This window comes from Burkholderia glumae LMG 2196 = ATCC 33617 (genome assembly GCF_000960995.1).
GTDB classification, from domain to species: Bacteria; Pseudomonadota; Gammaproteobacteria; order Burkholderiales; family Burkholderiaceae; genus Burkholderia; species Burkholderia glumae.
The window spans coordinates 2,513,263-2,526,148 of record NZ_CP009435.1 but is presented as its reverse complement, the minus strand read 5'-3'; the positions used below and the strand labels follow the sequence as shown (position 1 = coordinate 2,526,148).

At 67.9% G+C, this 12,886-nt stretch carries 13 protein-coding genes, 1 tRNA gene and 1 pseudogene; 6 read left to right on the top strand and 9 right to left on the bottom strand.

Translation table 11 applies throughout. The features are described from left to right. Positions 1 to 41: 41 nt before the first annotated feature. Positions 42 to 239 (top strand): CsbD family protein, encoded by a 198-nt coding sequence (locus tag KS03_RS23945; RefSeq protein WP_015875389.1) that lies wholly within the window; start codon positions 42 to 44, stop codon positions 237 to 239. 596 nt (positions 240 to 835) lie between these two features. On the opposite strand, the gene KS03_RS23940 is transcribed toward KS03_RS23945, so the two are convergent. The 5 genes from KS03_RS23940 to KS03_RS31700 form a co-directional block, all read right to left on the bottom strand. Continuing rightward, the gene (locus KS03_RS23940; protein ID WP_015875388.1) at positions 836 to 1,726 is read right to left on the bottom strand and encodes an alpha/beta hydrolase family protein; all 891 of its coding nucleotides are present in this window, start codon (positions 1,724 to 1,726) and stop codon (positions 836 to 838) included. 205 nt (positions 1,727 to 1,931) lie between these two features. Next, complete coding sequence (locus KS03_RS32935) at positions 1,932 to 2,195, bottom strand: response regulator (RefSeq protein WP_230674498.1); 264 nt, start codon at positions 2,193 to 2,195, stop codon at positions 1,932 to 1,934. Positions 2,196 to 2,201: 6 nt separating this feature from the next. Continuing rightward, complete coding sequence (locus KS03_RS32930) at positions 2,202 to 2,726, bottom strand: hypothetical protein (RefSeq protein WP_232252263.1); 525 nt, start codon at positions 2,724 to 2,726, stop codon at positions 2,202 to 2,204. A gap of 7 nt (positions 2,727 to 2,733) precedes the next feature. Further along, positions 2,734 to 3,624 carry an Hpt domain-containing protein gene (locus KS03_RS30425; protein WP_080569294.1) on the bottom strand — a complete coding sequence of 297 codons (891 nt, stop codon included), beginning with the start codon at positions 3,622 to 3,624 and terminating at the stop codon, positions 2,734 to 2,736. 11 nt (positions 3,625 to 3,635) lie between these two features. Then, the gene (locus tag KS03_RS31700; RefSeq protein WP_127913957.1) at positions 3,636 to 4,253 is read right to left on the bottom strand and encodes a hypothetical protein; all 618 of its coding nucleotides are present in this window, start codon (positions 4,251 to 4,253) and stop codon (positions 3,636 to 3,638) included. A 316-nt stretch (positions 4,254 to 4,569) separates the two neighbouring features. Between KS03_RS31700 and motA the strand changes: the two genes are divergently transcribed. The 3 genes and pseudogenes from motA to KS03_RS30420 form a co-directional block, all read left to right on the top strand. Continuing rightward, on the top strand, positions 4,570 to 5,439 hold the full coding sequence (gene motA / locus KS03_RS23920) for a flagellar motor stator protein MotA (RefSeq protein ID WP_015875387.1): 870 nt from the start codon (positions 4,570 to 4,572) through the stop codon (positions 5,437 to 5,439). An 11-nt stretch (positions 5,440 to 5,450) separates the two neighbouring features. Next, positions 5,451 to 6,389 carry a flagellar motor protein MotB gene (gene motB, locus KS03_RS23915; RefSeq protein WP_015875386.1) on the top strand — a complete coding sequence of 313 codons (939 nt, stop codon included), beginning with the start codon at positions 5,451 to 5,453 and terminating at the stop codon, positions 6,387 to 6,389. A gap of 133 nt (positions 6,390 to 6,522) precedes the next feature. Next, a pseudogene (locus tag KS03_RS30420) lies at positions 6,523 to 6,711 on the top strand (DDE-type integrase/transposase/recombinase); the annotation flags it as partial. Between the two features lie 474 nt (positions 6,712 to 7,185). On the opposite strand, the gene KS03_RS23910 reads toward KS03_RS30420, so the two are convergent. Further along, a tRNA-Leu gene (locus KS03_RS23910) sits at positions 7,186 to 7,272 on the bottom strand. A 234-nt stretch (positions 7,273 to 7,506) separates the two neighbouring features. Here KS03_RS23910 and hpnD point away from each other — a divergent pair. Beyond that, on the top strand, positions 7,507 to 8,346 hold the full coding sequence (hpnD, locus tag KS03_RS23905) for a presqualene diphosphate synthase HpnD (RefSeq protein WP_015875385.1): 840 nt from the start codon (positions 7,507 to 7,509) through the stop codon (positions 8,344 to 8,346). A 66-nt stretch (positions 8,347 to 8,412) separates the two neighbouring features. Here hpnD and KS03_RS23900 read toward each other — a convergent pair whose 3' ends face one another. The 3 genes from KS03_RS23900 to KS03_RS23890 form a co-directional block, all read right to left on the bottom strand. Beyond that, complete coding sequence (locus tag KS03_RS23900; RefSeq protein ID WP_015875384.1) at positions 8,413 to 9,621, bottom strand: DUF1501 domain-containing protein; 1,209 nt, start codon at positions 9,619 to 9,621, stop codon at positions 8,413 to 8,415. An 86-nt stretch (positions 9,622 to 9,707) separates the two neighbouring features. Further along, positions 9,708 to 11,189 (bottom strand): DUF1800 domain-containing protein, encoded by a 1,482-nt coding sequence (locus KS03_RS23895; protein ID WP_015875383.1) that lies wholly within the window; start codon positions 11,187 to 11,189, stop codon positions 9,708 to 9,710. Positions 11,190 to 11,564: 375 nt separating this feature from the next. Continuing rightward, positions 11,565 to 11,861 (bottom strand): hypothetical protein, encoded by a 297-nt coding sequence (locus KS03_RS23890; RefSeq protein WP_015875382.1) that lies wholly within the window; start codon positions 11,859 to 11,861, stop codon positions 11,565 to 11,567. 259 nt (positions 11,862 to 12,120) lie between these two features. On the opposite strand from KS03_RS23890, the gene ompR reads away from it, so the two are divergent. Further along, entirely contained in the window at positions 12,121 to 12,855 is a 735-nt protein-coding gene (gene ompR / locus KS03_RS23885; protein WP_015875381.1) for an osmolarity response regulator transcription factor OmpR, read from the top strand. The last annotated feature ends 31 nt before the right edge of the window (positions 12,856 to 12,886 follow it).

Below are 12,886 nucleotides of genomic sequence, written 5' to 3'. Positions count from 1 at the left end.
CGCGCCGCCCCTCACTCGACGCAGACGATCCGGAGGACACCATGAACGAAGACAGGATCAAGGGCCAGTGGAAGCAGTTGGCCGGCAAGCTCAAGGCCAAGTGGGGCAAGCTGACCGACGACGACCTGGCGGTACTGGACGGCAACCGCGAGTATCTGGCGGGCCGAATCCAGGAGCGCTATGGCATTGCACGCGACGAAGTGGAAAAGCAGTTGAACGACTTCGACCGGACGTTGTAACCCACGCGGTGGCGCCGCGACCTCCCCGGCTCGCGTCGCCGGCAAAGGAGGTCCAATGGGAAAATATCTGATCGCATGGTTGCTGGGCGTGCCGATCGGCTTGTTGGTAGTGATTTACCTGATCGCGCACGTCTTCTGATCCGCGCATCACGCGCAACACGCGGCACATCGCTTCGGCGGTGCGCCGCGTTTTTTGTCATCCCCACGCCGGTACAGCGCGTTCCGGCGTCGAACCCGCCTCGCCGGCTTTCGGCACGCCGTTCCGCCTCCGGCCTTTGGTTCGGCATCGCGGCCGCCGGCTCCGCGGTGCGAGCGCCCGCCCGCCGCGCTTGCCGGCCGGGTTCGAGCCTGCCGATGGTGCCCTGGCCGGCCCGGCGCAGACCACCGGCTGCCCAGCAGCCTCTGCGCCTCGCTCGCCACGCGCAGCCGGCCGCCCCACAAGGCGGCCGATCCGTCCGGCTTGTCGCATGCGCCTCACCCGAAGCTGGTGTTCGCCGTGATCGTGCGGACCGCATCGACACTCGCGCCAACGCAGCCGAACGCCTCGGGGCAGGCTGCCGCGCCTGCGCGGGGCAGCCGATGCACCGCGCAGACTGCTACGGCCGGACCGGGAACCCTTGCTGGACGAGGAAGGCGGACACGACGGGCTCCCAGATGCCGGTGCCGCGTGCAAACAGCAGGTGCCCGTTGTCGCCGAACGGCGGCAGCAGCCGATAGTCGGCCTTGCCGCCGGCACGGACGAACGCGGCATGCCAGGCCCGGCTGTAGCTCGGGCCGAAGTACTGGTCGTTCTCGGTATAGATCCACAGCATCGGCACGCGCGCCGTGCTGCCGAAACGCTCGTACATCGCTTCCAGCCGCTCGCCCTGGCACGGTGTGCCGGGATGCCCGACAGGGTCGCCCCCCGCACCGCCCGCGAAATTGACCGCGGCCACCAGGCCGTCGGGATTGTCTGCGGCCACGCCCGTCGTGACGAAGCCGCCGACCGATTGCCCCACCATCACGATCCGATGCGGATCGACCCGCGGCTGCCGTCTCGCGTAGTCGAGCACGGCACGCTCCTCGATGCGGGCCGCATCGATCATCGGCTGGTAATCCTTCTGGCTGCACTTGCCGCTGTACTCGGGATCGAACTGCGTGCCGAAGCGGCCATAGCCGATGCGCGTCGGCTCGAACACCGCGAAGCCGCGCTCGACGAAAAAGGCCGCCTGCCGCGTGTAGCGGAAACGCGGCGGCGTGCTCCGATCCGTTGCGCTGCGTCCGTGATTGAGAATCAGGATCGGAAACGGGCCGTCGCCGTCCGGCATGAACTGCGTGACGGCGAGCCTGCCGGTTTCCTTCCTGCCGTAGAAATCCTTGACTGCCACGTCGAGCGTGACGACGGATTCGTGCAGATCCGCGTCGAGCGGCTCGGCGCGGCCCTGGGTGAGGCACGGCATCAGGATGAGCGGCAGCAAGGCACGCAACAGGCGAATGGCGGGGGTCATAGGCGGCTCAGCGTGGGCGAGGCGTGTCGGCGGCCGGCTTCCGTTGCCGCGCCGGCGTCGAGATATTACCCGCAGCGCCGCCGTCCGGCACGCGGCTCACCTGGCAGGCCTGCATCGAATCCTGCCATGCGGCACAACAACGGCGGCAGCCTCCGCCGGCCGCGACGGGTTCAGCACGCCGCCGTCGCGTGCCGCGCAAGTCCCGTTATCGCGGCGCGCAGCAGGCCGTCTTGTAACGGCTTCTCCAGGACCACGCAGGCAGGCAGGCGGCACGCGCACGCGCCTGGGGTCCCGCCTGACCGATGACGAAGATCGCCGGCACCTGCGCGCAGCGCTCGTTGGCGCGCATCACACGACAGAACTCGAATCCGTCGAGCGCGCCGCCCAGCACCACATCGAGCACGACGATGTCGGGCGGTGCCCGCTTCAGCAGGGCGAACGCGGCCTCGGCCCCGCCGCACACCGACACCTGCGATCAGGCGCGCTCGAGCATCGCCGCAATCACCTTGCGCGACACCTCGTCGTCGTCGAGCACGAGCACATTGACGCCCTTGAGTTCCGGCGGCGAGCCCCGTCGTTCGTAGCGGATGCCGGCCGAACGCCTCGCCCCCGAGATCGCGACGGTTCGATTGTCCGTCTCCTGCAGTTTGCCCAGGTCGTCCAGCCTCCTTGCCGGCGCGCTGCTGCCGTTGGCCGCGACGGACCTCAAGGCGTCCGGCACGCCCAGGTAGACGTCCAGCGCAGTGTCGGCGCGCAGTCCAAGGCCATGCCACTTGAGCAGCGCCGTGAACTCCTTGATGAAGTTCACCGGCCGCCGGCAGGCGAACGTCAGCTTGAACAGCGTGCCGCCGCGAGCGACCATCACCAGATCCAGCCATGAACCGAGACCCGCCGCGCGGCATGCCCGATCGACAAGTTCGGTGGTATCAACCGATATGTCCGGCAATGCGCCAGCCTCCGTGTGATTCGACTTCCCTCTGCCCATCCTGTCCTCCTTCATTCCTGTCTCAGCGATCTCGGCGCTTCCGCTCGCACGGCGCGGCGACCGGGCATGCCGCGCGCGGCTCGCTGGCATCGAGCCGGGCAGCCGAACGGCAACCGCGGCGGCATCGCAAGGCCGCCCTGCCGGATCGGCTCGCCGAGCCAGCGGGCAGCCGCGGGAGGCGTCGCCAAGACAGCCCGGCGAGCAGCGGCACGGCTCGCCGGGCGGCCGCGCAGCGAGCCGCACGGTCCTGGCAGCTCAGCCATCGATACCGCCCTCGGCAAACAGCGTCGACAAAGGCCGCCGCACCAGCGCATCCACGGCGACGATCCGTGCCGCGAGCCGTGGCGCATCGGTGACGCCGCACGCGGCACGCTGCTCGATATCGGCCATCAGCGCGGCGAATCGCCAGCGCGCCGGCGTAGGTGCTGCTGGCTTTGAGCGTATGCGCGAGTGCCGCGGCCTCGTGAAACGCATCACGCTCGAGCGCGTCCGCCAAGGACGCGGCCTGCGGTCCGGCGTTGACGAGATACGTCGATACGACGTCGCGGGCGAGATCGGGCGTGTCGTCGGCGGCGAGTTCGTGCGGGGTTGCGATGCAACGGCCAGCGATTGCCGCCTGCGCCGCATCGTCGAACACGCGCGGCCGCGTATCCGCGAGATAGAGGACGCCGATTTTCTGGCCGTGCTCCAGGCGGCCGACGAACGAAATCAGACCGATCGGGACCGAGAAAAACTGGCTGACACGCCGCACCATCCGGCCATACGCCTCCTGCGGTAACGGAGTCAGGATTTGCAAGGCGTTCAGTGCCACCGGGCGCTGCGATTCCATCGCCACCGCCCGGTCCCTTGCCGTATCGCCGCCGCCGATTCCCTCGCCGCGGGCGTCGTCATCCCGATCCACGATCACGGCCACTTCTCCTCGTATTACGCGGTTCGTCCGACCATCGTCACCGGGTTCGCGAGATGTCGAACACGGTGAATGCGGCGGCCGGACGGCCGCTCCCCTGTTGATTTGCATTCCAAACCACTTTGCCAGCCGCTCCTCGAACCGGCCGGCGTATGAGCGTGCCTGGAAACCACGCCTGCGCGCACCGGCTTCGAACACCGGGTCAGATTAAGACCGCGAGGATAAATGCCTCCACTGGGGTTTTCATCCGATTCGTCGTCTCGACACAATGTTTTACGAATCGCCCCAGCGGCACCGAAATGCCGGAGGCCATGGGCACCGGCCATGGCCTGCTGAGATCCAAACACGTAGACGAGAAACGATACCGGTCCGTATCGATCGAATTCGGTGAGTCGCGCGCCTTGATCCGCCTTGCTTGTCAGCAGGTGGCCCGGCCCTGGGCCGCCGCTGCGGCCGACACCGAACGCGCCGGGCATCGATTGCGAAATCGCCTTGCCCAGGCCGGCCGCCTCGGGCGCTCGGGCCGGAACGGCAGCTACCGTTTCCTGGCCGACCGGTAGTGCGCCGCGGCGGCCGGACGTGCGCGCCGGACGGCCCGTGCATAGCAAAGGCGCGACCGGGGCGAATGCCGTCATGCGCGGTTAACGGAATGAACCGGACATTGCTGAAGGCTTTTTTTCATCGAGGCGAACCCGACGACACGCAATCGGGCGCTCCGCCCGGCCGCCGGAAACGGCCGGCCGCCGGCAATCGATGAAGAAAATCAGACGAAACCGTGCCGGCCACCCTTCAGCAATGCGGCGCGCTGCCGACATCAAACCTAAGACGTCGCCGTTTTCTCAGCCAGGGCCGTTGCACTGTCGCGCCTCAAGCATGCGGGACGCGGCGAAAAGAGGGCCGGCAATGTCGGTTCAGGCGTCAATCCGGGCAATCAATCTAGTAGGAGTCCCTATGTTCGTGGCAATTGGCTGGATCGTCGTGATCGGCTCGGTAATCGGCAGTTTCGTCGGCGTGGGGGGCCATCTTCCCGCCCTGATCCAGCCGTTCGAGCTGCTGTGTATCTTCGGCGCCGCGGCGGGAGCCTTCGTGGTCAGCAATCCGCGCGACACGCTGGTCAAGACGCTGAAGGCACTGCCCTCGTGCTTCAAGTCCAGCGGCTATACGAAGACGCAGTATCTGGAACTGATCGCGCTGTTGTACGAGGTGCTTCAGAAGGCTCGCCGCGAAGGCATGCTGTCGCTGGAATCCGACATCGAGAACCCGGCCAGCAGCGCCCTGTTTCAAAAGTACTCACACGTGCTCGCCGATCATCATCTGCTCGATTTCATCATCGATTATCTGCGCATGATGTCTACCGGCAACGTCAATCCTCTGGAGATGCAGGACCTGATGGACGAGGAACTCGGGACGCATCATGCGGAAATGTCCGTCGCCCCGTCCGCGATCCAGAAGATGGCGGACGGTCTGCCCGCATTCGGCATCGTCGCGGCGGTGATGGGCGTGGTCCACACCATGGGTTCGGTCGGCGCGCCGCCGGCCGAACTCGGCAAGATGATCGCCGGCGCGCTCGTCGGGACGTTCCTCGGCATCCTGCTGGCCTATGGCTTCGTGGGACCGCTCGCCGATCTGCTCAACGCCAAGGGCCGCAGTTCCGCAAAGCCGTTCCAGTGCGTCAAGGCCGTGCTGCTCGCGTCCTTGAGCGGCTACGCGCCGGCAGTGGCCGTGGAGTTCGGCCGAAAGGTGCTGTTCACGTCCGACCGGCCCAGCTTCCAGGAGCTGGACGAAGCCGTTCGTGCCACCAAGACCGTCAAGGCGGCCTGAGGAGACATCAGATGGCAACCGACAAGGCAGCCGAACAGGCGGCACGCAAGCTGGGCAGCGGCACGATCATCGTGCGGCGGGTGAAGCGTGATGCGCACGAAGGGCATCACGGCGGCGCATGGAAGATCGCCTATGCCGATTTCGTGACGGCCATGATGGCGTTTTTCCTGTTGATGTGGCTGCTCGGCTCGACCTCGAAATATGAGCGGCAAGGCATCGAGAGCTACTTCAATACGCCGCTGTCCGCCTTGCTGGGCGGCAGTGCCGACGGCAGCGGGACGGCACGCTCCAGCGTGATCAACGGCGGCGGACACGATCTGTCGGACACGCATGGCGGCAACGGCAACGCGACGCAGCAGGCCGCGCCGGCCCGCTCCGTGCCCCCCGACTCCGCGAACGACGCCAGGCTGGCGCTGCTCAAGCAGCAATTGACGGCGCTCGTCGACGAGAACCCGAAGCTGAAGGCGTTCAAGAATCAGATCCGCTTGTCGACGACGCGGGAAGGCCTGCGCATCGAGATCGTCGATTCGCGCAGCCGCCCGATGTTCGCTACCGGCAGTTCCCGGCTCGAAGACTACGCCTACGACATCCTGTTCCAGATCGGCGGCGTGCTGAATCAGGTCGACAATCGCGTGTCGCTGGCCGGCCACACCGATGCCGTTCCGTATTCCGGCGGTATCGCCGGGTATTCGAACTGGGAACTGTCGTCGGAGCGGGCCAACGCGGCACGTCGCGCGCTGGTGGCGGGACATTTGCGTGAGGACAAGCTGCTGCAGGTACGCGGGCTCGCCGACGTGCTTCCTTTCGATCGCGGCGTCGCCGATGCGGAGGTCAACCGGCGCATCAGCATTCTCGTGCTGAACAAGGAAGCGGAGCGCGCGTTCTTCTCCGAGGCGGCCGAGGCATCGGCGTCGGCGTCGCGGTTGGTCGACCTGGCGGCCCACCACTGAGCGGTCGAGGGTTTCGCGGGCGTGGGCCATGCGGAAGAAAGGAGCACTCTCGGCGCTGTCACGTTGGCGAGTGTGGCCGCGTAGACGGATCGATGAAACCGAAAGCGCTCTACCGCGGCCATCGATTCCGAGCAGCGGTTTCGCTCGGCGGATCGAGGCTGCCCGGCGCAAGCCGGGCAGCACCTGGCCTCTCGACGACACGGCGCTGACCCTGCGCGGCGAACTCTACCGGTTGTGGCGCGCCGTCGACGAGCACGGTGTCGGACTCGACGTGCCGTTACCGAGGCGGCGCGACAAGGCCGCGGCCAAACGGTTCTTCCAGTGAGTGCTGCGTACCTGCCCGGTACCGCATGTCACACATCCGCCACGGTTGTGACAGTCCCATCACGGTTCGCGATACCACGTCGGTACGATTCAGTCACGGGGGCCCGCTTTGAACCTCGTGCCTTCCACCGACTGGTGCTCGCCGATGAATCCGCTCTGTCGATTCATCGGCGCTTTTTTTTGAGGCCACGTCAAAATGTGGTGGTGAGTGGCGCCGACGCCGCAAGTCGCGATCCGGGAAAGGCCGAGCTCATTTGCCAGCGCGCCGCTTGCCTCGGTGGACGACGACTGTCCCGGCCCCGGCAGCGAGCCAAGACGCACTCTCAGGTCAAGAAGCCCTGACACTCTACTTCGGGCGTCCCGATAAGGACGGCGTTGATACGTCTCAGCGCCGTCCAGACAACAAAAAACCCGCTAAGCTTTTTGCTGTCGCGGGTTTCTGGACTTTCTCGGGACACTTGAAACAATGACGTGGTGCGTGAGGCCGGACTCGAACCGGCACACCCTTGCGGGCGTCAGGACCTAAACCTGGTGCGTCTACCAATTTCGCCACTCACGCACGTCGCTGTTCGGGCACGCCCGGTCACCAAGGCCAGGCGTTGCACAAGCACACCGCCGACTTGGAGTCGGGCGGCCGCCCCGTGAAGCGCGAGATTCTACCCGATCTCTCCACGCTTGTCTCTAGGCGCCACGCCGAGCGGGCGACGGTGCTAGAATCGCCGCGCATTCGCCACCCCACGCGGCATCCGGTCCGCTCCGCGCGCCCGATCCGTCCACTCACAGCCGCCCGTCCGTGAATTTCGACGAATATTGCCAGCAAAAGGCCGCCCCGCCGGGCTCCAGCGTCTACTACGCGCTGCGTCAGGCACCCTACGCCAGCCAGGCGGCGCTGACGGCGCTGTTCGCGCTGCACCGCGAACTCGACGATACGGCGCGCGAGACCAGCGACCCGACCGTCGGCCAGACCAAGCTCGCCTGGTGGCGCAAGGAACTGGCGGCGCTGGCCGCGGGCCAGCCTTCGCATCCGGTGTCGCTGGCGCTCGCGAAGCACGCGGCCGCGATCGCGCAGGACGGCGCCGCGCTACAGACGCTCGCCGATGGCTTCGCGATGGATCTCGAGCAGGCACGCTATCTGGATTTCGCGAACCTGCGCCGCTATGTCGAACGCGTCGGCGGCGCCTTCGCGCTGCTCGTCGCGCGGGCCAGCGCGGGCGCCGCCTGGCCCGGCGCGGCAACAAGCTGGGCGCCCGCGCTCGGCAACGCGCTCACGCTCGCCCGCTTCGTGGAGGACGTCGGCCACGATGCGCGCCACGGCCGCGTCTATCTGCCGATCGACGAGTTGCAGCGCTATGCGGTGACGGCCGCGGACCTCATGCACCGCCGCTACGGCCCCGCCTTCACCGAGTTGATGCGCTTCCAGACCGCGCGTGCACGCGCGGCGCTGCACGAGGCGCTCGCGGCGATCCCGCCGGCCGAACGCCGCGCGCAACGCACGCTGCGAGCGCTCGCCGCGCTCGCGCTCGCGACGCTCGACGAAATCGAACGCGACGATTATCAGGTACTGCACCAACGCATCGCGCTGACGCCGATCCGCAAGCTCTGGGTGGCATGGCGCGCGGCCCGGCGGCGCTGAAACGCAACGACCGCCTCGACACCGCATCGGCGAAGCAGCCGCCCGCGGCAACCGGCTGCCCTGGGCTCAGGCGCGCAGCAAGGGCAACGGTGCGAACCGTCCGCGCAGCACCGACGCCGGATCGATCCCCCACCACGGCCCCAGCACGGTGGCATAGAGCTGCCGGAAATCGACGGCCACCGGCAGGTTGCCGTTGCCGTCGAGCCGCGCGAGCGCCGGCGGCTCGCCGTAGAGCCCGCCGCGCACGCGCCCGCCCGTCACGAAGTGCGGCGCCGCCGTGCCGTGATCGGTCCCACCGCTCGCGTTCTCGCGCACGCGCCGCCCGAACTCAGCATAGGTCATCACCAGCGTATCGTTCCAGCGCCCGAGCTCGACGAGCGCCGAGCGCATCGCCGCGAGCCCGTCGGCAAGCTGCTTGAGCAGCGCGGCCTGCTGGCCGGCCTGATTCTGGTGCGTGTCGAAGCCGTTCAGCGTGAGCCGCATCACCGCCACGCCCTGGCCCGTCGCGGGCTGGCGCTGCGGCGTCTCGCACGCGGCCAGCACCTGCATCGCGGTCTTCACCGCGGTGCCGAACGGCCCGCCGGGAAACGCAGTGGCGAAGGCGAAGCCGCCGTCGCGCGGCCGCAGCCGCGCGGCCGCGTTGACGATCTCGTTCTCGACATCGATCAGATGCGCGAGCGCGGGGTTGCGCTCGCGCAGCGACACCGGATGGGCGAGCCGCGACGCGCCCAGAAACTGCGCGGGATTGACCAGCACGATTGCGCGCGCGCCGTTCGCGAGCGGCCCCATCTCGGCACTGCCGAGCACGATGCCGTCGGCAGCGAAGCCGGGCGGCACCGGGGCCTGCGCGAACGCGCGCGTGAGCCATCCCTCGGCGAGATATTCGTCGGCGCGCGAGGCCGTGTCCCAGATCTCGATCGACCGGAAGTGCGAGAGATTCGGCTGCGGATACGCCACGCCCTGCACGACAGCCAGCTCGCCCGCGCGCCAAAGCGGCATCAGCGCCGCGAGCGACGGATGCAGCGCCGCGTGCTCGTCGAGCGTGAGCAGGGTCTCGCGGCGCAGCCCGAGCGTGGGCCGCAGCGCCCGATAGAGCGGATCGGCGTAGGGAACCACGGTGTTCAGGCCATCGTTGCCGCCCTTCAGCTCGACGAGGATCAGCAGCCGCCTGCCGTCGGCGCTCGCGCCGCCCGCCAGCGCCGGCCGCGGCATCCACAGCGAGACGCCGGCGGCGCCCGCCACGCCGGCCAGCGTCAGGAAATCGCGTCGTTTCATCGTGCCACCCTCATCACCGTCTATCTCGTTCACATCACGTTGCGCCCATCCCGCCGGGCGGCCCTGCCTGCCTCGCCCGACCCGGCTCAGCTCAACTGATAGACAGGGTCCATCAGCAGCGCGCGCAGATACGCGGCGCCGTTCGCATCGGCATCGATCGCGGCGACCGGCGAGATCGGCAGCACCGCGTGCTGCAGCTGCAGTTCGGTCGACAGCGTCGGCCGCGCCTGCGGCGTCGCGCCGAAGCGCGCCAGCCAGCCGTCGAGATCGAAGCGCATCGCGCCGTTGGCGAGCGGCGCGGCGCCCGGCATGGCAGCCTTGCCGCCCGCGGCCCGCATCATGCCCGCCACAGGCGGCTTCGCATGATAGCCAGAGGCCGTCGAGCGAAACATGCGTTCCACGAATTGCTTGCGCGCGAGCAAGGTCGAGCTGTTGATCCAGAGCGCGCCGCCCGGCCAGCCCTTCACGTTCGGCGGTGCGAACAGGCGCTCGCCGAGCACGTTCAGCACCGGCACGAACTGCGCCGCGTCGCCGTAGTCGAGTCCGAACATGCGGACCGTACCCACCACGAATTCGGTCGGCGCCTTCGCGTGCACGCCGCGCACCGCGTCGCTCCAGAACGCATCGGTGGAAAACAGCGCTGCGAGCGCCGCGCCGATCTCGTAGCCGCTTTCGCGAAAGCGCGCGGCCACGGTATCGAGCTCGGCAGGCTCCGGCGTGTCGGAAACGAACTCGCGCCACAGCTTCGCGGCGACGAAGCGGGCCGTGCCGGGCTGGGCGAGCAGCACGTCGAGCAACCCGCGGGTATCGAGCGGGCCGGTTTGGCCGAGCACGGTCTTGATGCCGTCGTCGTGAAGATTCGGATGCCAAACGGTTTCGAGCGTATCGGCGTCGAGCCCCCAGCCGGTCAGCGCGCGGGCCGCGTCGGTCACGTCGTGCTGCGTGTAATGGCCTTCGCCGAGCGTAAACAGCTCCATCACCTCGCGAGCGAAGTTCTCGTTGGGACGTCCCTTGCGATTGCTCGCACCGTCGAGGTACTGCAGCATCGCCGGATCGATCGCGACCGCGTGCAGCATCGTGCCGAAGTTGCCGAGCGCCTGCGCGCGCAGCAGCCGGTGCTGCGCGGCCATGGTGCGCGGATACGGCACCTTGTCCTGCCCCGAGGTGAAATGGCGATGCCAGAACAGCGTCATGCGCTCGGCGAGCGGCGACGGCGTGGTCAGCATCTCGCCCAGCCACCAGGCGCGCAGCGCATCGTAGCGTTGGGCCTGCAGGCGCTGGTCGTCGCGGCGCTGGTCGGGCGTCCAGGCGTTGCGCACCGCTCGCGGCGGCAGCGGTACGTCGGCCCAGTCGGGCAGCGGCGTCGCGGGGGCGCGCCGCGCGCCGGCCAGCAGCGCATCGACGGCCGCCGCGCGCGTCATGCCCACATAGGGCGCCCATTCAGCCGGCGTCGGCGAGAATCCGGTGCGCTCGAGCAGGAAACGCGCGTCGTCCGCATCGAGCGGCGCGAGCATCGCAGCTGGCCGGCGCGCGCCGGCAGGGTCCCCAACGGTTCCGGATCGATGCATCGCGTGTGCCTCCCCTGGCCGATCGGGCCATCGACGTTCCGAGCGCGACGCCGGACTCGGCACCGCGTTACCCGTTCCTCAACGGGCCGGCCGGCGACATCGTTGACGCATCTTGCGCGGGCCGGTGCCGACGGCGTGTAACGAAAGCGTCGCAAACGTAACCGTGCCGTCATGGCAACCACGCGGGCCGGCCGTGCGGCCCCCGCTCGGCCGGCCAAATCCTTAGACAATCCACCGACAATCCACTGACGAATGGGCGCGCTCGAGCCTCGCGCGGAGCGAATCGACCGGCTCGGGAGACGACGGCAGACGAAGGGGCGACACGGAAACGATGAACAGGCCATGCGCACCGCGCAGCGAAGGCGTGCGCCGAAATCAGCGCTTGTAGAGTTCGCGCACCGCGTCTTCGATGTGCTGACGCAGCAGATGCCGTTCCTCGGGCGTCATGTGGCCGTCACGGCGGCGCTCGTCGAGGTCGGGGGGAACGGCGGAGCGTCCGGGCGGATCGTCGAAGCGGTCGAGCTGGGAATCACGCGGCGGGGTCGGCACATGCGAGCGCGGTGCCCGGTGCGACGGCGCGTTGCGCTCGGGACGTTGCGCACTGGCGAGGTTCGATGCGAGGAGCCCGGCGAACGCGATCGCCAGTGCCCATGCGATCCGGCTCGATCGCATCACCGTGCTCGCTTCTCTGGTCGATTTGTTCCCTTCCTCACGCGGCAACCGTCTACCTCTGGTACTTGAACGAACCCGGCGAATATCGGGCGAACGAACTACGAAAAATCGGGTGGGTGGAGTATCCACTGAATTTCCGCGCCAAGTAAAGGAGTGTCTAACGAGCGGCTTTACTCAACATCGCAGCACGGGTAAATTTTGTAACCGACTGTTACTCGCAAAATCCCGCGCCCGTGCGCCCCTTCGTAATCGCGATAAGATGCCGCCCATGGAAACTAAAAATCCCTCGAAAATTCTCGTCGTGGACGACGATCCCCGCCTGCGCGATCTGCTGCGCCGCTATCTGGGCGAACAGGGCTTCAACGTCTACGTCGCGGAAAACGCGACCGCCATGAACAAGCTCTGGGTGCGCGAGCGCTTCGACCTGCTCGTGCTCGACCTGATGCTGCCCGGCGAGGATGGCCTGTCGATCTGCCGCCGGCTGCGCGGCAGCAACGATCGCACGCCGATCATCATGCTCACGGCCAAGGGCGAGGATGTCGATCGCATCGTCGGCCTCGAAATGGGCGCGGACGATTACCTGCCCAAGCCATTCAATCCGCGCGAGCTGGTCGCGCGGATTCACGCGGTGCTGCGCCGCCAGGCACCGGCCGAACTGCCGGGCGCGCCGTCCGAGACCACCGAGGTGTTCGAGTTCGGCGAGTTCTCGCTGAATCTGGCCACGCGCACGCTGACGAAGTCGGGCCAGGAGATCCCCCTGACCACCGGCGAATTCTCGGTGCTGAAGGTGTTTGCGCGCCATCCTCGCCAGCCGCTGTCTCGTGAAAAGCTGATGGAGCTGGCGCGCGGGCGTGAATACGAAGTGTTCGACCGCAGCCTCGACGTGCAGATCTCGCGGCTGCGCAAGCTGATCGAGCCCGATCCGGGCAGCCCGCGCTTCATTCAGACCGTCTGGGGCCTCGGCTACGTCTTCATCCCGGACGGCGCCGCCTGACGCGGCTTCCGCGGACCGCGCGAGCCGCGCG

Bases quoted from the DNA above. Each gene is read 5' to 3' on its own strand.
- KS03_RS23945 (WP_015875389.1), top strand. From the start codon at position 42: ATGAACGAAGACAGGATCAAGGGCCAGTGGAAGCAGTTGGCCGGCAAG.
- KS03_RS23940 (WP_015875388.1), bottom strand. From the start codon at position 1,726: ATGACCCCCGCCATTCGCCTGTTGCGTGCCTTGCTGCCGCTCATCCTG.
- KS03_RS32930 (WP_232252263.1), bottom strand. From the start codon at position 2,726: ATGAAGGAGGACAGGATGGGCAGAGGGAAGTCGAATCACACGGAGGCT.
- KS03_RS31700 (WP_127913957.1), bottom strand. From the start codon at position 4,253: ATGACGGCATTCGCCCCGGTCGCGCCTTTGCTATGCACGGGCCGTCCG.
- motA (WP_015875387.1), top strand. From the start codon at position 4,570: ATGTTCGTGGCAATTGGCTGGATCGTCGTGATCGGCTCGGTAATCGGC.
- motB (WP_015875386.1), top strand. From the start codon at position 5,451: ATGGCAACCGACAAGGCAGCCGAACAGGCGGCACGCAAGCTGGGCAGC.
- KS03_RS23900 (WP_015875384.1), bottom strand. From the start codon at position 9,621: ATGAAACGACGCGATTTCCTGACGCTGGCCGGCGTGGCGGGCGCCGCC.
- KS03_RS23895 (WP_015875383.1), bottom strand. From the start codon at position 11,189: ATGCATCGATCCGGAACCGTTGGGGACCCTGCCGGCGCGCGCCGGCCA.
- KS03_RS23890 (WP_015875382.1), bottom strand. From the start codon at position 11,861: ATGCGATCGAGCCGGATCGCATGGGCACTGGCGATCGCGTTCGCCGGG.
- ompR (WP_015875381.1), top strand. From the start codon at position 12,121: ATGCCGCCCATGGAAACTAAAAATCCCTCGAAAATTCTCGTCGTGGAC.